General features: G+C 38.1%; 20 protein-coding genes. 19 read left to right on the top strand and 1 reads right to left on the bottom strand.

Annotation, left to right across the window (positions count from 1 at the left end):
• Nucleotides 1-65: 65 nt before the first annotated feature.
• From H7K77_RS17260 to H7K77_RS17200, 13 genes are all read left to right on the top strand, one after another.
• Nucleotides 66-1,139: a Gfo/Idh/MocA family protein gene (locus H7K77_RS17260; protein WP_186579641.1), complete on the top strand. Its 1,074-nt coding sequence runs from the start codon at nt 66-68 to the stop codon at nt 1,137-1,139.
• A 169-nt stretch (nt 1,140-1,308) separates the two neighbouring features.
• Nucleotides 1,309-2,643, top strand: a complete 1,335-nt coding sequence (locus tag H7K77_RS17255) for an ABC transporter substrate-binding protein (RefSeq protein ID WP_328701153.1) — start codon at nt 1,309-1,311, stop codon at nt 2,641-2,643.
• Nucleotides 2,644-2,766: 123 nt separating this feature from the next.
• The gene (locus H7K77_RS17250) at nt 2,767-3,723 is read left to right on the top strand and encodes a carbohydrate ABC transporter permease (RefSeq protein WP_235988978.1); all 957 of its coding nucleotides are present in this window, start codon (nt 2,767-2,769) and stop codon (nt 3,721-3,723) included.
• A gap of 3 nt (nt 3,724-3,726) precedes the next feature.
• Complete coding sequence (locus H7K77_RS17245; protein WP_186579638.1) at nt 3,727-4,566, top strand: carbohydrate ABC transporter permease; 840 nt, start codon at nt 3,727-3,729, stop codon at nt 4,564-4,566.
• Between the two features lie 152 nt (nt 4,567-4,718).
• The gene (locus H7K77_RS17240) at nt 4,719-5,342 is read left to right on the top strand and encodes a YesL family protein (protein WP_186579637.1); all 624 of its coding nucleotides are present in this window, start codon (nt 4,719-4,721) and stop codon (nt 5,340-5,342) included.
• Nucleotides 5,343-5,473: 131 nt separating this feature from the next.
• Entirely contained in the window at nt 5,474-6,778 is a 1,305-nt protein-coding gene (locus H7K77_RS17235) for a Gfo/Idh/MocA family protein (RefSeq protein ID WP_186579635.1), read from the top strand.
• A gap of 26 nt (nt 6,779-6,804) precedes the next feature.
• Entirely contained in the window at nt 6,805-7,587 is a 783-nt protein-coding gene (locus tag H7K77_RS17230; protein WP_186579633.1) for an alpha/beta hydrolase, read from the top strand.
• A gap of 21 nt (nt 7,588-7,608) precedes the next feature.
• Nucleotides 7,609-8,745: a glycerate kinase gene (locus H7K77_RS17225; RefSeq protein WP_186579631.1), complete on the top strand. Its 1,137-nt coding sequence runs from the start codon at nt 7,609-7,611 to the stop codon at nt 8,743-8,745.
• A gap of 13 nt (nt 8,746-8,758) precedes the next feature.
• A complete protein-coding gene (locus H7K77_RS17220; protein ID WP_186579629.1) occupies nt 8,759-9,124 on the top strand; it encodes a sensory rhodopsin transducer in 366 nt (121 codons plus the stop codon).
• 262 nt (nt 9,125-9,386) lie between these two features.
• The gene (locus H7K77_RS17215) at nt 9,387-10,874 is read left to right on the top strand and encodes a tagaturonate epimerase family protein (protein WP_328701154.1); all 1,488 of its coding nucleotides are present in this window, start codon (nt 9,387-9,389) and stop codon (nt 10,872-10,874) included.
• A 316-nt stretch (nt 10,875-11,190) separates the two neighbouring features.
• Nucleotides 11,191-12,597, top strand: coding sequence for a glucuronate isomerase (uxaC, locus tag H7K77_RS17210; protein ID WP_186579703.1), 1,407 nt, complete (start codon nt 11,191-11,193; stop codon nt 12,595-12,597).
• 118 nt (nt 12,598-12,715) lie between these two features.
• Entirely contained in the window at nt 12,716-13,327 is a 612-nt protein-coding gene (locus H7K77_RS17205) for a hypothetical protein (RefSeq protein WP_186579625.1), read from the top strand.
• A gap of 121 nt (nt 13,328-13,448) precedes the next feature.
• Nucleotides 13,449-13,802, top strand: a complete 354-nt coding sequence (locus tag H7K77_RS17200) for a cupin (protein ID WP_186579623.1) — start codon at nt 13,449-13,451, stop codon at nt 13,800-13,802.
• A 100-nt stretch (nt 13,803-13,902) separates the two neighbouring features.
• Here H7K77_RS17200 and H7K77_RS17195 read toward each other — a convergent pair whose 3' ends face one another.
• Nucleotides 13,903-14,748: an aldo/keto reductase gene (locus H7K77_RS17195; protein WP_186579621.1), complete on the bottom strand. Its 846-nt coding sequence runs from the start codon at nt 14,746-14,748 to the stop codon at nt 13,903-13,905.
• 261 nt (nt 14,749-15,009) lie between these two features.
• On the opposite strand from H7K77_RS17195, the gene H7K77_RS17190 reads away from it, so the two are divergent.
• The 6 genes from H7K77_RS17190 to H7K77_RS17165 all read left to right on the top strand — a co-directional run bounded on the left by H7K77_RS17190 (nt 15,010) and on the right by H7K77_RS17165 (nt 24,970).
• Nucleotides 15,010-16,320, top strand: a complete 1,311-nt coding sequence (locus H7K77_RS17190) for an MDR family MFS transporter (RefSeq protein WP_186579619.1) — start codon at nt 15,010-15,012, stop codon at nt 16,318-16,320.
• Between the two features lie 354 nt (nt 16,321-16,674).
• Entirely contained in the window at nt 16,675-18,306 is a 1,632-nt protein-coding gene (locus tag H7K77_RS17185; protein WP_186579617.1) for a response regulator, read from the top strand.
• Complete coding sequence (locus H7K77_RS17180; RefSeq protein ID WP_186579615.1) at nt 18,306-19,358, top strand: hypothetical protein; 1,053 nt, start codon at nt 18,306-18,308, stop codon at nt 19,356-19,358. The genes H7K77_RS17185 and H7K77_RS17180 overlap by 1 nt, the downstream gene beginning before the upstream one ends.
• Complete coding sequence (locus tag H7K77_RS17175) at nt 19,351-20,757, top strand: glycosyltransferase family 2 protein (RefSeq protein WP_186579613.1); 1,407 nt, start codon at nt 19,351-19,353, stop codon at nt 20,755-20,757. Before H7K77_RS17180 ends, H7K77_RS17175 begins: the two co-directional genes overlap by 8 nt.
• The gene (locus H7K77_RS17170) at nt 20,750-23,998 is read left to right on the top strand and encodes a hypothetical protein (RefSeq protein ID WP_186579611.1); all 3,249 of its coding nucleotides are present in this window, start codon (nt 20,750-20,752) and stop codon (nt 23,996-23,998) included. Before H7K77_RS17175 ends, H7K77_RS17170 begins: the two co-directional genes overlap by 8 nt.
• A gap of 150 nt (nt 23,999-24,148) precedes the next feature.
• Nucleotides 24,149-24,970: an alpha/beta fold hydrolase gene (locus H7K77_RS17165; RefSeq protein WP_186579609.1), complete on the top strand. Its 822-nt coding sequence runs from the start codon at nt 24,149-24,151 to the stop codon at nt 24,968-24,970.
• Nucleotides 24,971-25,531 lie beyond the last annotated feature (561 nt).

Here is a 25,531-nt window from a genome sequence, read left to right as displayed (position 1 = left end):
AAAACAGCTTTTTTAAGAGGAATGCCTCAAATGAAATATGGAGGTAGGTAATAGGGAGGTATTTTATGATGGGCGAAGAAGAATTGAACTATGATCCAGTTGTTTTTCCTAAAAAGGTTGTAGAAGATAATGAATTTATATTTGCAGCAATTGGACTTGAACATGGGCATATATACGGGATGTGTAAGGGACTCATCGAAGCTGGCGCAACACTTAAGTGGGTATATGATAAGGACCAGAACAAGGTAATGGAATTTAAGAACGTTTTTCCTGCGGTAGAGATTGCTACGAACGAAACAGACATATTAACAGATACAGAGGTTCAATTAGTTGCAGCAGCAGCAATTCCTTCAGAGCGATGCGAATTGGGTGTTAGGGTAATGGAAAGTGGAAAAGATTACTTTACAGATAAAGCACCAGTTACATCCCTTGAACAGTTAGAAATAGCTAAACGGAAAGTAGAAGAAACTGGGAAGAAGTATATGGTTTATTACAGTGAGCGTCTTCACGTAGAAAGTGCAGTTTTTGCTGGAAAATTAATTAAAGAGGGAACAATAGGTAGAGTCGTGCAGGTGACTGGTTTCGGTCCTCACCGATTGTCAATAGGGTCCCGCCCAGAATGGTTTTTTAAAAAAGCTAGTTATGGTGGTATCCTTTGTGATATTGGTAGCCATCAGATTGAACAATTTCTATATTTTGCAGGGTGTAAGGATGCAAAAGTTGTGTCTAGTAAAGTGGCAAACTATCATAACAAAGATTACCCTGAAATAGAAGATTACGGCGATGCAACACTAATCGGAGATAATGGCGCAAATTGCTATTTTCGAGTCGACTGGTTTACGCCGGATGGATTGCGTACTTGGGGAGATGGTAGAACGTTTATCCTAGGAACAGACGGATATATTGAATTACGTAAATATATCGATGTAGCCAGGGAAGCTACAGAAGATCACTTATATTTGGTCAATCATGAGGGAGAAAAGCACTTTTCTTTGCATGGAAAAGTAGGGTTTCCCTTTTTTGGGGAACTCATCTTAGATTGTATCGAACGAACCGAAAATGCCATGACTCAGGAACATGCATTTAAAGCGGCTGAGCTATGTTTAATAGCCCAAGAAAAGGCGTTGGATATAGAATAAGCAACAGCATGAATCTCTACTTTTTGTGGTAGAGTTTTCTTTTTTTGAGACCACTTGTAAATCACTATTAATTAAACATTTATATCTGTTTTCTTTATATTCAAAATTATGGTTCATTTGGTAAACTAATAAATGTAAACGGTTTCAACTAATAGGGGAGGTTGAGAAAGTGAAAAAGGTCATGTATTTGCTATTCGGTATCATTTTTGTTTTGGTACTAGCCGCATGTAGTGGGGAAGACACTGCAGGAGACGGAGGAAGTGACTCCGACGACAAAAATGCTGAACAGGATGGATCAGGGGGAGAAAGTGATAGTGGTGGTGAAGAAGAAGTAACTCTAAGAATTGCCTGGTGGGGTTCCCAACCTAGACACGACTACACGAATGAAGTGATTGACATGTACATGGAAAAACATCCGAACGTTAAGATCGAGGCAGAATATGCAAGTTGGGATGATTATTGGCAAAAGCTAGCACCGCAAGCAGCAGCGAATGAGTTACCTGATATTATTCAAATGGATCTATCTTATTTAACACAGTATGCAGAAAATAATCAATTAGCTGATTTGAACAAGTATATAGGTAAACAAATTGATGTAAGTAACATTGCTGATTCCGTCGTTGATGGTGGTTCAGTAGGAGATGGAATATATGGCTTTAACTTAGGGGTTAACGCATTAGGCTTTCACTACGATCCAGCTACTTTAAAGAAAGCTGGCATTGATTCTATACCAGAAGATTGGACATGGGATGATTATAAAGAAATGTCTGATAAAGCTGTAGAAAGCGGACTGTTTTTTGATACTGGTTATAAAGCAGATGTATTTTTCAACTATTATTTACGTACAAAAGGTAGCAGACTTTATGCAGAAGATGGCAGTGGTTTAGGTTATGATGATGATCAGTTATTCGTTGATTTCTTTACGATGGTACAGGACCAAGTTGAAAAGAAAGCAACGCCTACTCCAGATTATTTGGCACAACGTACAGGTGTAGAGGATAATCCAGTCGTAACAGAGGAAGCCATCGGTATTTGGCAATGGTCAAACCAATTCGTTGGATTGGACGAAATAGCTAGTAACCCATTAGAAATGGCACCTATGCCAGGCCCGAATTCCTCTGATGGCTTGTTCTTAAAACCTAGTATGTTCTTCTCAGTTGCTGAAAACTCTGAACATAAAGAAGCGGCAGCAGAATTCATCGATTTCTTTATTAATGACGTAGAAGCGAACAAATTAATTAAAGGTGACCGTGGTGTTCCAGGATCATCTGAAGTAAAAGAAGCATTAAAACCAGTAATTTCGGAAGCACAAGCACAAGTATTTGAGTACGTTGAATGGGCTGAGCAAAATAGTTCTCCAATGGGTGCCCCAGACCCAGCTGGTGCGGGTGAAGTGATTGAACTATTTGATACGATAGCAGAACAGATTTCTTATGGTGAGGTTTCTCCTGAAGATGCTGCCAAATCATTTAGAAGCCAAGCGGAAAGTATCCTTGGTAACTAATTAAGAAATGAATCAAAAAATAGATGGATGTCTCATGTTGGATTAGGGTACCTAATACCTGCCTGGGGCATCCATTACGCTTAATACTGTCTGTATTAGATTGATAGAGAGGAGATGAGTTTGTTGAGCACACAGCTAAGTCATAACGAACTTGCACCAAAACAGCCTATAAAAAAGCCGAAATTAAAATCCCGGGTGCGAAGAAATCTAACAGGTTATTTTTTTATTGGTCCATTTGTAATCGGATTCTTGTCCTTTACGATTATTCCGATTATTGCTTCCTTATATTTTTCCTTTACCAAATATGATTTGTTTTCTTCTCCAGAATGGATCGGGTTAGACAACTTTCAAAAGATGTTCTCTGATGATCCTAGGTATCTACATTCATTGAAAATCACATTCATCTATGTATTTGGTGGGGTTCCATTACGATTGGGCTTCGCACTGTTAGTAGCGATGTTATTAAACACGGCATCCAGAGCTGTAGGTCTGTATCGTACGATGTATTATTTACCATCTTTAATTGGTGGTAGTGTAGCGGTTGCGATCATGTGGCGTAATATTTTTGGAGACGATGGAATTATCAATATCGCATTAATGGGTCTAGGTGCTGATGCAGTAAGATGGTTCGGTAACCCGACAGCAGCACTTTGGATGTTGATATTCCTATCAATCTGGCAGTTTGGTTCATCCATGTTAATTTTCCTAGCTGGTTTAAAGTCAATTCCAAAAACCTATTACGAGGCAGCGAGTGTGGATGGGGCAAATTTTTGGCAAAAGTTTGTGAAAATTACCGTTCCAATGCTAAGTCCAGTTATTCTATTTAATGCAATTATGCAAACCATTGCAGCATTTATGACATTTGTACCAGCATTCATTATTTCAAAGGGTACGGGTGGTCCGTTAGATGGGACACTACTTTATTCGCTATACCTCTTCAAACAAGGTTTTGAATATTTCAACATGGGTTATGCGTCAGCAATGGCTTGGATCATGTTGATAATTATTGCGATCCTAACATCTGTCATTTTCGCATCATCAAGATTTTGGGTTCACTATGAGTCGGAAGGAGGAAGATAATCGATGGGTAAATCTAAAGTTAGATATATTCTATATCATGTGCTAGTCGGCGGCTTTGCTATCCTATTGCTTTATCCTGTTATCTGGCTGTTAATGAGTTCATTCAAAGTTAGTAATGAAATTTTTATTACAGCAGAATCCTTAATACCAATGCCGTTCACATTTGAGAATTATCCGCAGGGTTGGAAAGGATTTGGTGGATATTCCTTTGGTGTTTTTATTAAAAATACAGTTATATTCGTGGCTTTTATGCTAATCGGTCACCTTATTTCTTGTTCGTTAATTGCCTTCGGTTTCGCTAGGTTGAAATTCATTGGACGTGGCTTTTGGTTTGCGATTATGATCGCAACATTAATGCTGCCTTATGAAGTGGTTATGATTCCTCAGTATATTATCTTTGCAAAACTAGAATGGTTGAATTCTCTAAAACCACTTGTTGTTCCAGCGTTCTTTGGACACCCATTTTTTATCTTCTTACTCGTCCAATTTATTCGAACCATTCCACGTGAATTAGATGAGGCAGCCACCATTGATGGGTGCAGTACATTTGGAATCTATCGTAGAATTATCTTGCCATTAATTACACCAGCACTTGCAACGACAGCTATATTCACGTTCTATTGGACATGGGATAACTTACTTGGACCTGTACTTTATTTAAATAGTCCAGAGAAATATACAGTATCGATGGCTTTAAATATGTTCTTAAGTAATGAAACTGTTTCAAACTGGGGTGCAATGTTTGCCATGTCTATTGTTACTTTAATTCCTGTGTTTGTTATCTTCTTTATTTTCCAACGTTACGTTGTGGAAGGAATTAGTACGAGTGGTTTGAAAGGATAAACAACGAAACGTAGCCATGTCTAATTCTTGGTGTCTCTTCAATTCTTCTGCGTCAGATGTTCAAAGACTATTTAGGCGCAGAGGCTTTGAATGGCACTGTTTCTCCTTTACGTTTTAAAAATTGGTGATCATGTAGAGAAAGGATGTCAAGAATGGTAGTGATTAATAAATGGTTAGATTGGATTACTAGGCTCGCTTATCTTAATGTACTATGGATCGTTTTTTCACTGCTTGGCTTAGTCATATTTGGATTATTCCCAGCAACTGCTGCAACCTTTTCCGTTGCTCGTAATTGGATCACAGGAAAAACGGATGTAGCTGTTTTTCCATCATTTTGGCAAGCGTATAAGCAAGAGTTTGTGAAAAGCAATCTACTAGGCTATGTATTAACAGTTCTTGGGTATATCTTATATCTGGACTTTGTTTTTATTACTGTATCACCGGGTCGTTATGTTGGGTTACTGGCGATTCCGTTTCTATTAATCACATTTCTATTTATTTTAACTGCCTTCTATGCATTTCCGACATTTGTCTATTATGAGATGAAGACATTCCAAGTTATCAAAAATGCTTTCTTTATCATGATCATGAATCCACTTCCTACGTTAACAATGGTTATTGGTTCTGGTGGAATCATTTTTATTTTATGGACATTCCAAGGTTTAGCAATATTTTTTAGTATTAGTTTACTTGCTGTTGTCATTATGATGCCTGCGCACCGAGCGTTTACAAAAGTCAGCGAAAAACAACATACTTATTTACAGAATCAAACGTAAATATAAATAAAAGATGGAAGTAACAGAATGTAGGGAATATCGCAATAGAAGTAGGAAATCTGTATTTCTATTGCGGTATTTTTACTGTGTTATAGTACTGTAACTCGTATTAATTTGAGGGGGATTTTAAGTTGAGAAGAATTGTTGTTTGTGGCATTAGCAACCGGGCGTTAGGAATGTTTATCGAACCGGTCATACATGACTTTGATGCAGAGAATCGAATTGTTGGGCTACTTGATGTAGATGACAGAAGACTTGAATTATGTAAGGAAACCTATCCGGAGCTTCAAGACGTCCCTGTCTATCAGCCAGATCAATTTGAACAAATGATTTCGGAAACGAATCCAAATACAGTTATTGTTGCGAGTAGAGATGATACGCATATTGACTATATTTTAAGAGGATTAGCTCTTGATTTAAATATTATAACGGAAAAGCCAATGGTTACAAATGCAGATGATGCTGTGAAAGTAATGGAAGCAGAAACGAAAAGTAAGGGGACTGTTACCGTAACGTTTAATTACCGTTACAATCCATACCATAGAAAAATTAAGGAAATGATTATTGCTGGAAAAATTGGCCGTATTACATCGGTTGATTTAAATTGGTACATTGATACGTATCATGGTGCTAGTTATTTTAAACGTTGGAATCGAAAGCGAGAGCATTCAGGTGGCCTTTCTGTTCATAAGTCTACGCACCATTTTGACTTAGTAAATTGGTGGATAGATCAGCTTCCAGTAGAAGTGTTTGCCTATGGAGCCCTTAATTATTATGGTAAAGATGGGGAGCTTAATCCTAGTCCGCAAGATAATCGTTTTTGTGGTACTTGTGCAGAACAGTTAAATTGTGATTATTATACACGTTGGTCTAATCGACGAAACTCTCAATCAGTGAAGGATGATCACATTCAGTCTAGTATAAGTCAATCAAACGAGCCTGATTATACTGGATATCGACCAGATGCCTGTATTTTTGACCACGAGATTGAAATTGAAGATACGTATGTGGCAACGGTGAAATATGACAAAGGCGCATTTCTTAGCTATTCGATTAATTTTTCCTTGCCGTATGAAGGGTACCGATTAGCTATTAATGGAACAAAAGGAAGAATTGAGACGGCTGAGTACCATGAGCCGAGTCGTGTTCCATTTCCGATTCCAGAACAAACGATTGATTACTTTCCACTATTTGGTTCGAAGGAAACGATTCATGTTGTAAAGGGAGAAGGGGGTCACGGTGGCGGTGATCCAGTAATACAGGAGGACCTGTTTCTCGGGATCGATCCAACAAGGCAATATGAAATCTTAGCTGGTGCTGAAGCTGGTGCGTATTCGATTGCGGTTGGAGAAGGTGTCTGGCGATCTAGCAAATCAAATCAACCAATTAAGATAGCTGATTTATTAAAAGTACCAACTTTACATGAGAATCAATGAAGTTTTTAAGAACTGGAGGTGAGGGGATGTATATTTCCCTCTATGAACCAAGCAAACAATTAGAATCAGTAAATGAAAATATTCCTAGTCTAACCCCGTATTTACTAGATGGGGAATCCCCATCTCCTATAGTCATCGTTTGTCCGGGTGGGGCGTACATGAATCGAGCAGATCATGAAGGAGAGCCAGTAGCAAAATGGTTGAATGAAATTGGTATTTCTGCAGTTGTTTTACATTACAGAGTATATCCACATCAATATCCTGCCGCACTGCATGATGCACTGCGGGCGATCCGATTAGTTAGACATCATGCAACAGAGTGGAATATTGATCCAGATCGGGTAGGTATTCTAGGTTTTTCTGCTGGAGGGCATTTAGCTGCAACTGCAAGTATTCATAACAGCGCAGAAGCTTTTGAAATAAAGGATTCAATTGATCAGTGTAGTAGCAAGCCAGATTTAACGATCCTATGTTATCCAGTCATTACGATGGGGCTCTTTACACATAAGGGGAGTAAACAGGCTTTACTAGGTGAAGACCCGGACGAATCGTTGGTGGAACACCTATCAATGGAAAAGCAGGTTATTCCGAATACCCCACCAACCTTTATTTGGCATACAGCAGATGACGAGGCAGTACCAGTGGAAAATAGTTTACAGTTTGCGAGTTCACTAAGTATCAATCGGGTTCCTTATGCATGTCATCTATTTGAAAATGGTAGGCATGGGTTAGGTCTTGCAGAAGATAACATGGAAGTAAAACAGTGGACAGAACTTTGCGAGCAGTGGTTAAGAAAGAAAGGCTTTTAATAGGGTTAGGGGGGGAACAGAATGAAAATTGTAATCGCTCCAGATTCGTTCAAGGGTTCTATCTCAGCAGAACATGTGTGTCACTCTGTTGCAGAAGGGATTCGCCACGTGTTACCTGAAGTAAATATTGCTAGTTTTCCACTAGCGGATGGTGGAGAGGGAACTTTATACAGCATTATTCAGGCAACTAACGGAAATCTGATGCACGCTCATGTAACGGATCCACTCGGTAGGACGATCATTGCGGATTACGGGATACTGGGTGATCAAGAAACGGCTTTTATTGAAATGGCACAAGCATCTGGATATGCGCTGTTAACCAATGAAGAAAGAAACCCTTTAATGGCAACAAGTTATGGAACCGGAGAGTTAATTAAACATGCTCTAGATGCAGGATTTCGTAAATTTATTATCGGGCTCGGTGGAAGTGCAACAAATGACGCAGGGATCGGGATGCTTCAAGCCTTAGGTGTCCGATTTCTTACAAAACAAGGTGATCCCATACCTGAGGGTGTACTAGGTTTAAATGAGTTGGCTACTATTGATGAAAACAGTCTAGATAAGCGCCTATTGGATTCAACGTTTACCATTGCGTCAGATGTTACGAATGTGCTCTGTGGTCCAAAGGGTGCTTCAGCAGTATTCGGTCCACAAAAAGGAGCAACACCTGAAATGGTTAAAAAGCTAGATCGAGCACTTACCCAGTTTGCTGAGGTGGTAACAAAGCAAAAAGGACTAGATATTAAAAACATAGCAGGTGGCGGAGCAGCAGGAGGAATGGGGGCAGGACTAATTGCCTTTTTACATGCAACTGTCCAATCTGGTATCAATGTGATTATAGAGGCAACAGGAATTGACTCCGTAATAAATGGCGCAGATTTAGTTATTACAGGTGAAGGAAAATTAGATGAGCAAACCTTATCAGGAAAAGTGATTGCAGGGATTACACAGATATCTAACAAGTATAGGGTACCTACGATTGCGTTGTGTGGGGGAGTGAATATGGAACTGGAGCACATCAAACAATTAGGTTTGATGGCAGCATTCTCGATTGTTCCTGGTCCATGTTCGTTGCAACAGGCAATTGATCATGCGCCGAGTTGGATTACGAATAGAACAGAAGCAATTATGTCTATCGTCAAACAGTATCACTATTAAGGGAGGATTTCGTATGGGAAAAGGAAAAACACATTGGATCATTCCAGATGGTTACATTCCACCAGAAAGTTCAGGTAATTTAACGAGTCATGAATCTATTTGTGTTCTAAATTGCAATTCAGAAGCTGCAGAGCTGTCGGTAACCATTTATTTTGAGGATCGTGCGCCAATTGAAGCAATTGCAGTTACAGTTGAAGGAAAGCGGACTAATCATATTCGTACTAGTAGCCTACAAAAGAACGGGGAGTCTATACCTGTCGGGGTCCCGTACGCGATTGAGGTAGACAGTAGCATTCCGATAATTGTACAGTATAGCCGGTTAGATTCAACCCAACCTGAGTTAGCGTTAATGTCGACGATGGCTTATCCAATTGATTAAAAGTGAGAAATTCAGGTGACGCATAACCGATGCTGTTAAACGCATTTCACCTGTGGAGCGATGCATAAGTAAGGCTGTTTGAAGCATATCTCAAGAAGAAACACGCATTTCCTATATAAAAAGACGCAAACGCATAATTAACCCGAACGAAACGATATGAAAAGGCTTACTCCATTTATCCAAAGTATCTGAAAGAGTTATAGACTATTGATTAGTGAAATAAGGCTATATCTAAGATATAAAGGGGTTGAAATGATTGGAAATCTTGAAACCGGTGTGGAGTGCGTTACAACAGGGAATAGAAGTGGAATCTGATAGTAACGTAAAGGTTTATGAAAAGTCTCTAACAATATTTGATAATACGAAACTAGTCATAGTTAAAGCGGAAGGTAGGAAGGTACTTCTAGCGATAGGTGGAGGTAACTTATTTAATGAACTTTTTGGGGAGACGGTTTCTGGTTTTGGAAAAATATGTCCATTAAACCATGAAAATCGGCTAGTCTTGAATCGGTATTTTGACTACACCGTTCCGCAAGCTTTTGGAACAGATGTTGCCACAATTGGGTTGGGGGATCGACTCGGGCTTGCATCACCAGGACATATTGAAACCGTCCGAAGTCGGAACGTGAAGCCAATTTTAGCACAACAAAGCATCCGCGAGCTAACGTTAACAAATCGAACGATGACAGATATTTTAGACGCCACTGCTTTTGCTGTATTTCAAGAAGGATATAAGGACGGTTATGGGGCAGATGGTGATCATATTAAAAAAGAAAAAGACATAAGGTATGCGCTATCTTTAGGTATTTCTTTCTTAACATTAGACTGTTCAGATAAGATTAGAAATGATATGGAAGCTGCTACAAACGAAGAGATCCGCGTAGCGTTTGAACAACTTCCTACTGAGATAAAGGAATACTATAAGTCCTATTATTTAGAGCAAGTGTTTCGTGTTAACGACCTGGCGATTGTTTACAACGAACATACGTTAATGAAAAATACATTACTATATCGCGAGGCGCTTCAGTATATGGAGCACGTCTATAACACATATATTGCTAATGCTGAAAAAGCAGTTGACTTTGAAATTTCAATTGATGAAACAGAAACGGTTACATCACCAGAGGCCCATTACTTTGTTGCGAATGAATTAAAAAGACGTGGAGTGTCGGTTACTAGCTTAGCTCCTCGATTCTGTGGCGAGTTTCAAAAAGGGATCGACTATATTGGAGATCTGGAACAGTTTGAGAAAGAGCTCAGTGAACATGCACGAATTGCAGAATCTTTTGGTTACAAGTTAAGCATACATTCAGGTAGTGACAAGTTCAGTGTGTTTCCGATTATAGGGAAGTACACAAAAGGAGTTTTACATGTGAAAACAGCTGGTACGAATTGGTTAGAGGCTGTTCGTGTCATTGCGGAAACTAATCCTGACCTTTATAGAAACATGCACAAATATGCAACTGAACATCTTGAAGAAGCACTGCGGTACTATCACATCACTGCTGACTTTGCTAGTATAACTCCCCTAGATAATACCCCTGATGAGCAACTATCTAATTATATGGACGAGGATGCTGCTCGCCAGTTAATCCATATTACGTATGGCATTTTGTTAACAGCGAAGGATGAAAATGGTGAGTACTTATTTAAAGATGAATTTTATAAAACGTTAGTGGAACATGAGGAAACTTATCGTGCTTCATTAGTGAAACATATCGGAAAACATTTAGATTTATTAGGGGTGTGAGGTTGGAATTGGGGTTTTGACGCATATGTTATTTGAGTTGGCGCATTTGATTGGTAGATGGGCGGATACTAGACTCGGGTAAGACGCATTTGCTTGGAAAGTAGACGCATTCGATCGGGGAAGTGACGCATTCTGCTAGGAGGGTTCGGGTAGACGCAATTTAATGGTAAACTGACGGATATTGTTTCCGGTAAGACGCATTTGCTTGGGAAGTAGACGCATTCGATCGGGAAAGGGACGCATTCTGCATTGAGATAGACGCATTTATTTTTGGACTTCTAACGCTTTACTATTTTAATAGGAAAGTTGGGTAATGATGAAAAAATTTATGGATGAGAATTTTTTGCTGGATAACGATGTGGCAAAGAAATTGTACATGAACTATGCAAAAGATTTACCAATCATCGATTACCACTGTCATTTAATTCCTAAAGAAATCTATGAAAATAAAGAATATAAAAATATAACCGAAATATGGCTGTATGGTGATCACTACAAATGGCGTGCGATGAGGACAATGGGGATTGGAGAAGAATATATTACAGGTGATGCTAGTGACTATGATAAATTTCTAGCATGGGCTAGAACTGTACCGATGCTAATCGGTAATCCACTCTATAGTTGGACCCACTTAGAATTGCAGCGTTATTTTGACATCTATGAAGTATTAAATGAGGAAACAGCCCCTTCCATTTGGGAAAAAGTAAATAGGAAACTAGTAAGTGGTCAATACCGTGCACGAAATTTAATAGAAAAATCAAATGTAGAGGTTGTTGTGACAACCGATGATCCGACTGATAACTTAGAGTATCATGTGAAACTGGTTGAGGAGAACAACTTTAGAGTAAAAGTATTACCAGGCTTCCGGCCGGATAAAGGGCTTGAAATTAACCGCGATGGATTCCAAGAATGGATCAAAAAACTCCAAGATGTATCCAACATATATATTAGTTCATACGATGATTTTCTCACAGCGTTACAGTCCCGTGTTGAGTTTTTCCATTCCTGTGGTGGAAGAATCTCCGACCACGCCATAGACACGATGATGTATGCAGAGGCGAGTAAAGAGGAAGTAGAGGGAGTATTTAAAAAGGCTTTTGCTGGTAATAAAGTTTCCATAGAGGAAGAAAAGAAATTTAAAACATTTACATTGACGTTTTTAGGTAAGCTATATGCTGGGTACGACTGGGTGATGCAGTACCATATTAATGCATCCCGTAACAATAACGAGATAATGTTTGAAGAGTTAGGTCCAGACACGGGGTATGATTCCATTAATGATCAAGTTATCGCTAAACCGCTAGTGAGCTTACTAAATTCCATGGCAAAAGATAAGGCATTACCAAAAACGATTCTTTATTCGTTGAACCCAACTGATAATAGCACTATTGCAAGTATAATTGGTAGTTTTCAGGGTGGGGGTATTCCTGGGAAAGTTCAGTTTGGTACTGCTTGGTGGTTCAATGATTCCAAACCAGGTATGTTGAACCAAATGGAGGCACTAGCAAGCATTGGTGTGTTTAGTCAGTTTATTGGTATGCTGACAGATTCCAGGAGTTTTTTGTCCTATCCAAGGCATGAATATTTTCGTAGACTAGTATGCTCTTTCATTGGGAAATGGGTAGAAAATGGTGAAGTACCTGAAGACTATAATCTACTCGGTAAAATCGTAGCGGACATTTCCTATTATAATGCAAAAGAATATTTTAATTTTAAAGATTAAAACAGGATTTTCATGATTTTTACTTTTTTACCCTCGATTTGATGTAAAATAGACGATAGATAGAAAAACTATCGTAGCCCCATTTGATAGAGCAGACATTAAACACGAGGTGAACAGTGTGCCAAAGCTAAGAGAACAACTTCAAAATATGACTTTTAAACAAAAAGTAGAACATATATGGGAATATTATAAATTTCCTATTATTGGAACAATTGTTGGAATCGTAATGATTGTATCGTTGGTTACTTCTATTATGGGTAATGAAGAAAGTTTTCAAATTACTGTCATCAATGAAGAACCGTCAACGATCGATGAATTTACTTTAGCGGATAACTTAAATAACAATTTTAATGATTTTAATATTATCGTGGATATGATTAATGCGGAAGGTTCTTTTGCGAATATTTCTTTTGAGGAGTCACAGAAATTACTAGTAAGAGCAGCTTCTGGTGATATTGATTTGTTAATGTTAGATGAAAACGTGTTTAAAGAACTGTTGGCACAAGAAGCATTTGCGCCATTAGACCAATTTCTATCGTTGGATGAGTTAGAAATAAAGAAGCAATCACTCTTTTATGGGAAATCAAACATCATTTATGGGATAAGTACGTCAGACATTCCTAATTTAGAGCAATTTAGTAGTTTACAGGATAAAGTATTGTGTGTGTTTGGTAAAGTTAGTGACAAAGAAGATGTGAAACAATTTTTAAGTGTTTTGTTTAAAAATTAATAGTAATTTGAAAAAGATGTCTTCTTTCAGCTTTTGGGAGAGGACATCTTTTTTTAGATGAAAGAGGATAATGGCGATATACGACGAATAATAAATTACTAGATTATCTAGGGGGGCTTTTATGGAGATTTATAGATTTGATAAAGATAGTGGAGTACCGGTTTCAAAATTCAATTCTAACTTTACAATGGCTCGTATTATGCAGACGAACAAGTCAGCACATATTGGATGTATGTACTTAGAAGAGCGAGGAATAATTGGATACCATCAAGCAGTAATTCCGCAACTACTGTTGATTATGAATGGAGAAGGTTATGTTCGAGGTCAACAGGAAAACTATGTAAAAGTACAATCCGGTGATGCTGTATTTTGGAACAAAGGGGAATGGCATGAAACAAAAACTGATAATGGTTTAACCGCTATTGTTATAGAAAGTGAAGCATTAAATCCATCCTCGTTCATGTCTAGAAACTAAATTTAAAATATTTTAAGCTGAATAATATTTTTATAAAGTAAGTTAGAAAAAAGGGATAAATTATTCTTTCCAGAGTTCAATTTATCCCATGATCTTATTCTTAAAATTCCTCATATACAGCAGGATCTTGATTATTAACTCTACCATCTGGACGCGTTAACTTATTTATCTGGTCCATGTCGGTCTGCTCTAAAGTAAAGTCAAAAATAGATATGTTTTCATGCTGTCTTGTTGGAGTGGAAGATTTCGGGATTGCGATGGTGCCAAGTTGATAATGCCACCTTAAAACTATTTGTGCTGTTGTTTTATTATGTTTATCAGCAATTTGTTGGATCGTAGTGTGTTGCAACATATCTGTTCCCCGACCAATCGGAGTCCAAGATTGGGTCTGTATATTATTCTCTTCATGCCACTTTCTTTGGGTTGCTTGGTTAAAATATGGGTGAAGCTCGATTTGATTTATAGTTGGTTTAACGCCAGTCTCTTTTTCTAATCGTTCAAGGTGTTCTGGTAAAAAGTTACATACTCCGATAGAACGAATTAGTCCTTGTTTTTTAGCATCAATTAACGCTTGCCATGCTTCAACATAGTTGTCTTGTATCGGGTTAGGCCAATGGATTAAATATAAGTCATAATAATCTAGATTGGCACGATATAAGGATTCTTGCACAGTAGGAATTGCTTTGTCGACGGTTTGATAGCGTCCAGGTAATTTTGAGGTAATAAATAATTCTTCCCTTGGAACAGAGCTACGTCTTATAGCTTCACCAACAGTTCCTTCGTTTTCGTAATTGTAGGCTGAATCAATAAGTCTGTACCCATTAGTATCAATAGCAGCTTGAATTGCATTAACGCCTTCTTCACCCTTCATTTTGTATGTACCCAATCCGAAAGCTGGTATCTCTATCCCATCGTTTAATATTATTTTTTTAACTGTTTCTCCCATTATCCTCACTCCCTTTGTAAGATATTTCAAGATTATCACACTTCATGAATATCTTCATTTATTTAGAATGGCGGCTTTAAATCTCCATCTCAGGTCTGAGATCTATTCAACCCACTGCCTGAAGCAATTTAGACTATAAAGCTATATGATTATATTCATTGAGACATATCGGACGGGTAACATTTGTGAAGGTTATATTAGCTAGTAAGGTAGATATAACAATTGTTTTTGCCCTAGATAAAAAGAGTGGGGGAAGAGAAAGTGAGATTTAGAGATTTTCATCCAAACATAAAATTAAGAATAATATTTGGATTTTTTAGTGAAATTATTGGAAGTATGATCTTTCCGTTTATGGCAATTTATTTTGCCGTACACTTCGGAGCAAAGTTAACGGGTATTCTATTGATTGTGAATATCGTGATCGGTTCTTTAGTCGGATTTTACGGTGGTTATTTATCAGACATTATGGGTCGGAAGAAGTTGATGGTCATAGCGGAAGTGTTACGAGCTGTGTCACTAATCGTTATGACGCTGGCCAACTCTCCATGGTTTGAATCCCCGATTTTAACATTTGTGATGTTTGTAGTCGGAAGTATTTGTTGGGGAATCGAAGGGCCTGCCACAGATGCGATGCTTATCGATGTTAGTAAACCAGCTGAAAGAAAGCTGATGTATGCGATTATGTATTGGTCTGCTAACCTATCCATTGCATTAGGTGGAGCTGTTGGAGCTTTCCTATTTGAGGACTTCTTGTTTCATTTATTTATTGGGATGACGATCATGTCAATTATCATGGTTTTCGTATTAGTTTTCTTTATAGAGGAAAGTTATGTTCCAAAGCAAACGTCTAAAGAACTCAAAAGTACTAGTAAACTTCAAGTGTTTACAGATATTTTCAAAAGTTATAAAACAGTAGCTACAGATAAGGTATTTATCTTGTTTGTTATTGCAGGGCTATTCATCCAGTCATTAGAATTTCAATTGTCTAACTATATTGCTGTAAGGCTTCATGAACAAATGCCAGCTCAGGACATTTTTCATTGGTCAATCAATGGACTGCAAATGTCAGGGATTTTGAGAACAGAGAATACGGTTCTTGTTGTACTATTCGCCGCATTGATAACAAGGTTGATCCAAAAGTATAAAGATAAGAATGTTTATTTAATTTCTATTGTGCTATTTACGATTGGTTACACTTCAATAAGCTACTTTGATTCTATTTGGATTCTAGTTATCGCAATGGTTATCGCAACTTTAGGAGAGTTAATGAGAGTTCCAGTTTCTCAGAGCTACATGGCTGCACTTCCACCAGATGATAAAAGAAGTAGTTACATGGCGGTAAATGCATTCACCTATCAGGGCTCGATGATTCTCGCTTCCCTTTCTGTTACATTAGGGGCTTATCTTTCTAAAGAAGTGATGAGTATGCTTTTATTAGTTACAGGGCTTATTGGGTTCCTCATTATTAATAAAATTATTCCTAGCTTGGAGCAAAGAGTGAAGAACCAGGAGCAAGCGGAGGAAGAAACGAAAGATACAGACTATGTGTTAAAAGAACAATTGGATGTATAATAGGCACACGACTCACTTCACCTGTTAAAATCCACGCCGTAATAGTAACAACTATTACGAAAATAATTTTTCAATTGAACTCGAATCCTATTTAATGGGATTCGAGTTTTTGCGATCCTATTTAACTTGGCTAAACGGGGATTGGAGAAAATTAATATGGGGAACAATAGAACTTAGCTCTGTGTCTTAATTGCGGTTTAATTATTTGTATTTGGTGGTAAAGTGATAATTAATCTTAAAAGTTCTTTTCTTGAGACAAATGTCGTTTTTTGGCGAAAATTGAATCGGTAACTACATACAAACGGTAGTTTCGATAGTAAAATATATATAAAGTTAAAAAAATAGGAGAAGCCAATGAACAAATATGTCCAGACGTTAGTGAAGAATGTAAGAAAAAAATTAGACGAATGGTTGAATAAACAAGATAAGATCGAACACGAAGATTTATATCGTTTTTTACATTCGATTGCAGGTACTGCCTTAACGATTGGGTTTAATCAAGCTGGCGAGATCGCGAAAACGTTAATGGAACAATTAGATAAAGAAAATAATAAACAGCGATCGCAAGAGGAAGTGAAAGAGTTTCTATTCCCCTTAATTACCGTCTTTTACCAACAAGAGGTTAACGTCGATATAGAAGATCAACTAGAAGTTGGGAAAAAGAAATTCACCAAGGATAATGACCTCATTTTATTAATAGATGATGATGTGAGTTTGCTAATGTTCCTAAAAGAAGAGCTTGAGAAATATGGGTGGATTGTAATTGCCGTTGCAGAACCTAAGCGTGCCATTCAATCGTATTATGATTTAAATCCACAGTGTGTGATCATAGATATTAATATGAAAGGTACTAATGGTTTAGATGTGTTACTACAACTGAAGGATAGGATGAAAAAACAGGTAACACCTACGATTATGATTAGCATGGATGGATCAAAGGAAACACGGTTGAAAAGCTATCAATTTGGTGCAGACGATTTTATTCAAAAGCCGTTGGAAATAGATGAGCTCACTGTAAGGATTGCGAGGCAGTTAGAAAGAAAAAAAGTGATTGAAGAGTTAATACGGATAGATGAATTAACGAGAGTATATAATGCCAATCATTTGCCGCATATCTATGATCAATTAGTCAGTAATTTTAATCGTGATCAAGAGAGACTATCCATTGCGATAATTGATCTGGATCATTTCAGAAAAATTAATGATGCTTATGGCCATGTAATTGGGGACAAGGTTTTGGTGACGTTTGCTGAACATATGAAAAACAAACTCAGACCAAATGATACGATTATTCGCTATGGTGGGGAAGAGTTTATTGTCCTTCTTCCAGAGACAAATGCGGACGAAGCAAAAGTAGTGTTGGAGAGATTGCTGAAAAAATTTGCTGATATTTCTTTTACAGATGTAGAAGAGCTTGAAGAATTCAATTGTACTTTTTCAGCAGGAATAAAAGAGGTTGAGGCTGATGAATTGAGCTTATTAACAAACATTGGCATGGCCGAGGGTGCGCTTATGGAGGCGAAAAACAGTGGAAGAAACCAGGTGATAGTTGTTCCGCATAAACATATATCTCGACCACAAAAAGTCCTCCATGTCGGCATTGTTGATGATGATCCCATCATACGAACAATGCTTGAGGAGTTGATTAGTAAAAGTAAAGTGACAGAAGGGTTAACGGTTGATATCCAATCGTTTACTAATGGAATGGACTTTTACGAATCAGAATGGCGTACAAAGACGAATGAGCGTTACCTCATTGTCTTAGACGGCATGATGCCGAGAATGGATGGAATTGAGGTCCTTCAAAAAATTAGAGAATCAGACAACCAACACAACTTTACTGTCATCATGCTAACTTCTAGAAAGAGTGATCAGGATATTGCTCTCGCTTTAACGCTTGGTGCTGATGATTATCTTACTAAGCCTTTCAAGTTGTTAGAGTTAGAAACTAGAATTGGTCACCTGATTAAGAGGATGAAATCATAATGGTTGAAATTAGTCTTTTATCGCTTCTGGTTGTTTTAGTAGTGATGTTATTTACTTTACTATGCTTATTTTTGTACCTTTTGACAAATAAGATTGCCAAGAATCAATCAAGAAAACAGATTGATTTGTACAAGGATGAGTACCGTTTAGACATGTTTCATTTCTTACAAAACGGCACGGGAACATCCTTTGAATTTGGTAATGGGGACGAACGATTTGTAGCATGGACGGAATTAATGCAGGAGTATTCTAATGTGCTTGCTAGTGAAGATGTTAAAGCCAGAATGAAACAATTTGCAGAGGTGTATTTAACTGATTTTATTGTAAAAGAATTAACGAAGAAGCGATGGAGTCTGAGAATGAACGCTTTGTATGTAATCGAGGAATTTGAGATGGATCATTTAAGCAGTCAACTACATACTCTTTATCAGAATAAAAAGGTAACTGTCGTAGAAAGATCGCAGTTATTGAAGTTATTTGCCTTATTTCATGATGAAAAGGTTGTTGACTATATTATAAACAAAGCGGAGGATTTATCAGATTTTGCACTAATAGATATCTTATCTAAGATGGATGAAGAAGAGTTCGATAAGCTAATAGATGTTTTCGATGAGCTGTCGGATCGGTTGAAATTAATTGTTGTTGAGGTGATTGGCAGAAAGCAGTTTATCAGGCATCATTCTTTTCTGCATAACCTTATCAATGCCAAAGGTCAGGAAATGGAATTAACAATTAGGTCGCTTAAGGCAATCATCAATATAGGCGTTCCGATAGATACAAGCCTAATAGACAAGCTGTTTGACTCAAATTATTGGCAGCTGCGGATGATGACTACTAAATTAGTCGGTGTTCACCGTTTAGAGCTGTTCAAAGTAAGGTTAGTCCCTTTACTCTCTGATCAGGAATATGCTGTTCGGAATGAAGCTGCAAAAGCAATTTTCAATTACAAAGACGGTGCTGAGGTATTAAAAAAAATTACAGAAGAATCCGAGGATCTGTTTGCTAAGGACATGGCAACGGAGTGGCTTGAGAAGGGGAGAACGAATGATTAACTGGTCCAATGTGCTAGTAGTCGGTAGTTGGTTCATTTTAGTCTATATGCTTGTCATTATTGTCGTTTACGGCGGTATGTTAATTCTTTCCCTTTTTCAAATTCGAAAAAGCTACCAACTCGATGATTATGAGCCTTACGAGGAATTACTAACCTCTGAATATACAAAACCAGTATCCATTCTCGTACCAGCTTACAACGAATCGGTTGGTATATATAGTAGTGTTCGTTCCCTTTTAAGCATTGAGTACCCAGAGTATGAAGTAATTATTATTAATGATGGTTCAAAGGATGACACCCTTGAGAAATTACTATCTAAATTTAACTGTAAGAAAATAAGTCGGGTCATTCGCAAACAACTAGACACGAAACAGGTAAAAGGCGTATACCAATCTTCCATTTATCCTAATTTACTCGTAATTGATAAAGAGAATGGTGGTAAAGCGGATGCGCTTAATGCCGGGATTAATTGCTCAAGGTATTCCTACTTCTGTTCACTTGATGGCGATTCTATTATTGAGCGGAATGCATTTTTGAAGGTTTTGAAACCAATTATTGAGTCGGATGATGAAGTGATTGCTTCAGGTGGAAGTGTGCGGATAGCAAACGGTTGTGTCATTGAAAATGGGGAAATTATCGATACAGGATTATCCAAGAAACCATTAGTTATCATGCAGGTTATTGAATATTTACGTGCTTTTTTAACAGGACGTGTTGGACTAAGTCATAACAACCTATTGCTAATTGTTTCTGGAGCATTTGGCGTGTTTTCGAAAAAATGGGTAATTGAAGCGGGAGGCTACGCTCATACTGTAGGAGAAGACATGGAGCTTGTCGTCAGGCTTCATCGACTAATAAAGGAAAAGAAGCTCAACAAAAGGATTGTCTATGTACCAGATCCGGTCTGTTGGACAGAGGCACCAGAATCCATTAAGTTTTTAAGGCGACAACGAAAAAGATGGCATCGTGGCTTATTTGATAGTTTATGGAAACATAGAAAGCTTATGTTTAATCCTAAATACGGATCAATTGGCTTAATCTCGATGCCGTACTTCTTCTTTATTGAATTTCTTGGACCTCTGATTGAATTGATTGGTTATATACTGCTTATCGTTTCGATAATAGCGGATAGCATCTATATGGAATATGCGATTATCTTTTTCCTCCTGTCCTTAATATATGGCTCTATTTACTCGATGGCTGCTGTTTTATTAGAGGAGTGGAGTATGGAAAGGTATAAAAAAGTACGTCATTTTGTCTTATTATTTTTCATTTCTCTGACAGAAACACTTTGGTTTCGACCTATGACTGTACTTTGGCGCGTGGAGGGTATGATCGAAATGATTTTTGGTAAAAAGGGTTGGGGAGAAATGGTTAGAAAAGGTGTATCAAATGATTAAAAAGCGTGGATTTATTATCGGTATTTTTCTTCTTATATTCCTATTTACCTCACCAGTATGGTCTTGGCAATTAAAAGGAAAGGAAGAATTAAATGTATTAATTTTCGATAAAACCGTTCCAGATCAAACATACCGAGAACATAAAGGATTAGTATGGTTGTTAAACCATTTAAAACTAAAGCAAACGGATGGATCAGCCTATGACTTGAAAGAGGATTATGTTGGATTTGTTCCATCAAGCAATCCTCCTGAATTCTCAATTAGAGAGCTTCCAGAAGATTTATCTAGCTACGATGTTCTCTATATGGCAGATGGATATGGTGTCTATCAGGACGAGTATGTTGAAAAGAGCGTAGCGGGAAACCGGTCCGAATTGTTATATGGTGGGATGACAGCGGACGAGGTGAACAAATTACGTGCTTCACTAATCGAAAACAATCAAACACTTATAGCAGAATTTAATACATTTGGCTCACCAACCAAGCAGGATGTTAGAGAAGGGTTTTATGATTTATTAAATGTACAGTGGACAGGGTGGATGGGCCGTTACTTTGTTGACCTACAGAGTAACGAGGTTCCTGGCTGGCTCAAACAAAATTATGAAGAACAGTACCAGAAGGACTTTGATCTGAAAGGCAGTGGATTAGTTTTCGTAAATGAGGCAGATGAAGTAATCGTTCTTCCAGGGGAAAACCTTCCATCCAAACCAGTTACCTTTCATGTTACAGATGTAGCCTTAGAACAGTATGATGTTAAAAGAGAAATTGCTTACAACTATTGGTTTGATGTTGTAGATGCCTACAACCCAGAAGAAATACAAGCTTCCTTTAAACTGAACCTATCTGAAGAGGGAGAGAAGATAGTAGCTGAAAATGGGATCCCACTAACTTTTCCAGCAATGGTTCACCATGAAAATTCATCCTATCGAAGCTACTATTTCGCAGGAGATTTCGCCGATCAGGAAAAGGTACCTGGTGTCCATCAGATATCAGGTATTCCTTGGGTACACAAGTTGTTTGCTTTTGAAAAAGAAGGGAGAACGGATACTTTTTTCTGGGAAGCCTATGTACCAATTATGAAGGAAATTTTAACTAACATGGAAAAGCCTATAGATAATAAGAAGCATGTTGATATAGAAGTGAAAACAGAAGACGATATTCAATACACCGGGAAGACTGGGGAACAATATATCCAGGTTTATGAAAATGGGGAATGGGAAGATCTCCTGATTAAAGGTGTTAATATGGGGATCGCGAAGCCAGGTTCATTTCCAGGTGAGACGAGCATCACTAGGGCAGAGTATGCAAGATGGTTTGAACAAATAGGGAATATGAATGCAAACGCGATCCGTGTTTATACGATACATCCACCAGCATTTTACCAAGCCCTGTATGAATATAATCTGAACAATGAAACCCCAATTTATCTATTCCATGGTGTTTGGGTAAAGGAAGAGGTGTTTGTAGATAAACAAAATGCCTATGATCCTGAGGTGATGGAAGATTTCCAAGCGGAGATCAAAAAGACTGTTGATATTATCCATGGAAATGCTGATATTGAAGAAAGGGCGGGGCATGCGAGTGGAGCGTATGTGCATGACATTTCGCCGTATGTGCTTGGTTGGATGCTTGGCATCGAGTGGGATCCAGGTGCTGTTGTTGGTACGAATGAGAAAAATAAGGGTATAACAGGATTTGATGGCAAATATTTTATGACTGAAAATGGCTCGCCATTTGAATCATGGCTTGCTGAAATGATGGATTATACCGCTACTTATGAAGCAAAAACATATGAGTGGCAGAGACTGATGAGCTTTACAAACTGGGTGACAACAGACTTACTCACACATCCGGCAGAACCGGATGAAGACGAGGATATGGTAAGTGTGAATCCAAACGTAATTAAGGCAAAGGAGTCATTTTATCCTGGACAATTTGCCTCCTATCACATTTACCCTTACTACCCGGATTTTCTAAACTATGAAGAAGAATATGTGGAATATGTTGACCATCGTGGGGAAAAGAACAACTATGCAGGTTATATTCACGATATGAAGCAGAATCATGATATGCCATTACTTGTGGCGGAGTTTGGCATTCCAGCGTCAAGAGGACTAACACATGAGAACGTCTATGGATTTGATCAGGGGAATCATTCGGAACAAGAGCAGGGACAACAATTAAGTCAGCTTTTTGAAGATATTGTGGAAGAAGACCTTGCAGGTGGCCTTGTTTTCTCCTGGCAGGATGAGTGGTTTAAACGGACTTGGAATACTATGGACTATGATAACCCTGACCGCAGACCATTTTGGGACAACATTCAAACGAATGAGCAGCATTTTGGTTTGCTAAGCTTTGATCCAGGTAAGAAAGGAAAAACATTCAGAGTTGATGGAGATACTGCCGATTGGGAGGCAAATGATAAGGTACCCTTGAATCAAGTTACAGCAGAAGATAGTCCGATAGAGAAAGTCTTTCTGGCTAGTGATGAGAAAGCACTGTATGTTCGAATTGATTATGACGAATCTAAGTGGAACCCAGACAATATGCAAACTTCGATTTTATTAAACACGATTCAAAATCAAGGTCAATCGACTATTCCAGGGGTATCGGGGCTAACTGAAAAGGGTATTGATTTTCTAGTTAACCTAAATGGAAAAAAGAATTCTAGTGTTTTAGTGGATAGTTATTATGATACGTTCTATTATCACTATGGTGAAAAGTTAAGTATGATCCAAACGAAGGATTATGCAGATGAAAAAAACAATGGGGTTTATCATCCAATTCGATTAACCTTGAATAAAGCATTAGAAATTAATAAAGCGGAAGGTACGCAAACTATTCCATTTTCAGCTTATGAAACAGGTGAGCTACACTATGGAAATGGCAATCCAGAGTCAGAGGAATTTAATTCACTAGCAGATTTCTACATGAAGGATGGGGTACTTGAACTTCGTTTACCATGGTTATTAATTAATGTAAAAGATCCAAGTCAAAAACAGATCATGGGTAATATTTGGTCTGAAGAAGGTCTAGCTAGTAGTGAAACAATTGATCATTTGTCGGCTAAGGTCGTCATGACGAATAAAGAGAATGGTGTGATTCAGAAGCTTCCTTCTGGTGAGGATGAATGGTTTGAGTACGGGTGGGATACCTGGCAGGAACCGGTGTATCATGAGCGTTTAAAGCAATCGTATAAAATTTTAAAAAATACATTTGGGGAGTACAGTTTAGAAAACTAAACTGGTTTCACCTATTTGTTAGGGTGGTGTGCATGATGCACACCATCTTTTTTTCATTTGCTACGGAACGGTACAATATTGACCCAAGTGGGATAAGAAGCAAGGATTGGGGGAAAATTAGACTGTTATAACCTAGAAGGAGTGAAGATATTGGAAATTTTACAAAAGGAAGTTCAAGTAGGAAATTATAAATTATCTTATCGAACAGCAGGTTCTGGTGAAGAAACTATTGTGTTATTACATGGGATACCAACTAATTCTTTTTTATGGATACACGTGATTCCACAACTAGCACAACACTATACCGTTATCGCGCCGGATATGCTAGGCTTTGGTCATTCCGACAGAGCGTCACATGAGGAGCTGACACTTCCAAAGCAAGCGGAGCATGTGATCTCACTTTTAGATGCGTTAAATGTAGGGGAAGTACATGTAGCCGGACATGATTTAGGTGGAGGAGTAGCACAGCTTCTGGCTGTTAATTTTCCAACTCGAATTACTAGTTTTATGGTTATTGATGGGGTTACGTTTAGTAACTGGCCATTACCAAAAGTAGTCGCCCTACGTTATCCTACAGCATCTGAATTCGAACCGTCTATATTTTTTATCGAAAGAATGATAAGGGAAGGGTTATATCATCAAGAATTATTTACACCTGAATTAATACAAGCATTTACGCTACCATTTAGTCATCCAAACGGACCTAATGAACTAAAAGAAGCGTCACTGGCATTGAATCATCACCAAACAGAGGATATTGTACCTGATTTAGCTAAGCTAAATATGCCTGCAACTTTTCTGTATGGGGAATATGATCGTTATCTTCCAGCATACTGGGGGCTGCGATTACAAGAAACAGTACCAAACTCTACTTTCAAAGTGTTACCTGAGTGTAGTCATTATTCTATGCTGGACAATCCTTTACTCGTTTCAAAAGAAATTTTACAGCATTTGAAATCTAGCCAAGCATGAGGTTTGGGGTGATTAACTAATTTTATGGAAAAAGGACTTTAACCGATTACTGATAGAAGTTGGTTAAGGTTCTTTTTTATTCGCTCTTTTTTGGGAAGTATTGTTTGTTGCTTATGTCATATTATCTATAGAATCTGCAGTAAGTAATTCTCTATTAACCTATAATGGGTGCGATCACTCGCTTCGGCAGAATACTCCCCTTTTCGTGGGCACGGCCTCAGCCTCCTCATCAGCAAAGAACGCTTCTTCCGGGGTCTTCGGACGCGTGCTGTTCCCACAGAAGTCTCCGTATTCTGCCTACGCTAGATTTGTGTTATCTAGCCATGTTTGGTTTAATACTTGAAATGAATTAATTAAAACGATCTCTCTTTTTAGGAATGTTATGCTAGTGGAGGAAATATACGGAGACTCCTCGAAAATAAAACCCGATTTTCTTCGTGCGATGTATCGCTTCCGTAGCATCCCGTGTCCTGCGGGAACAGCGAAGACGGTGAGACCCCACAGGGAGCGAGGGGGCTACTTGAGTAACCATCTTGCTCCCTTGCACCGAGGAAGCCTGCT

Source organism: Aquibacillus kalidii, from assembly GCF_014280935.1.
Classification (GTDB): domain Bacteria; phylum Bacillota; class Bacilli; order Bacillales; family Amphibacillaceae; genus Aquibacillus_D; species Aquibacillus_D kalidii.
Note: the sequence above shows the minus strand (reverse complement) of the source record. Positions and strands in the feature narration are given on the sequence as shown.

Coding starts and splice junctions, on each gene's coding strand:
- H7K77_RS17220 (WP_186579629.1), top strand. CDS start 8,759: ATGGGAAAAGGAAAAACACATTGGATCATTCCAGATGGTTACATTCCA.
- H7K77_RS17225 (WP_186579631.1), top strand. CDS start 7,609: ATGAAAATTGTAATCGCTCCAGATTCGTTCAAGGGTTCTATCTCAGCA.
- H7K77_RS17185 (WP_186579617.1), top strand. CDS start 16,675: ATGAACAAATATGTCCAGACGTTAGTGAAGAATGTAAGAAAAAAATTA.
- H7K77_RS17195 (WP_186579621.1), bottom strand. CDS start 14,748: ATGGGAGAAACAGTTAAAAAAATAATATTAAACGATGGGATAGAGATA.
- H7K77_RS17175 (WP_186579613.1), top strand. CDS start 19,351: ATGATTAACTGGTCCAATGTGCTAGTAGTCGGTAGTTGGTTCATTTTA.
- H7K77_RS17245 (WP_186579638.1), top strand. CDS start 3,727: ATGGGTAAATCTAAAGTTAGATATATTCTATATCATGTGCTAGTCGGC.
- H7K77_RS17230 (WP_186579633.1), top strand. CDS start 6,805: ATGTATATTTCCCTCTATGAACCAAGCAAACAATTAGAATCAGTAAAT.
- H7K77_RS17170 (WP_186579611.1), top strand. CDS start 20,750: ATGATTAAAAAGCGTGGATTTATTATCGGTATTTTTCTTCTTATATTC.
- uxaC (WP_186579703.1), top strand. CDS start 11,191: ATGAAAAAATTTATGGATGAGAATTTTTTGCTGGATAACGATGTGGCA.
- H7K77_RS17180 (WP_186579615.1), top strand. CDS start 18,306: ATGGTTGAAATTAGTCTTTTATCGCTTCTGGTTGTTTTAGTAGTGATG.
- H7K77_RS17260 (WP_186579641.1), top strand. CDS start 66: ATGATGGGCGAAGAAGAATTGAACTATGATCCAGTTGTTTTTCCTAAA.
- H7K77_RS17200 (WP_186579623.1), top strand. CDS start 13,449: ATGGAGATTTATAGATTTGATAAAGATAGTGGAGTACCGGTTTCAAAA.
- H7K77_RS17240 (WP_186579637.1), top strand. CDS start 4,719: ATGGTAGTGATTAATAAATGGTTAGATTGGATTACTAGGCTCGCTTAT.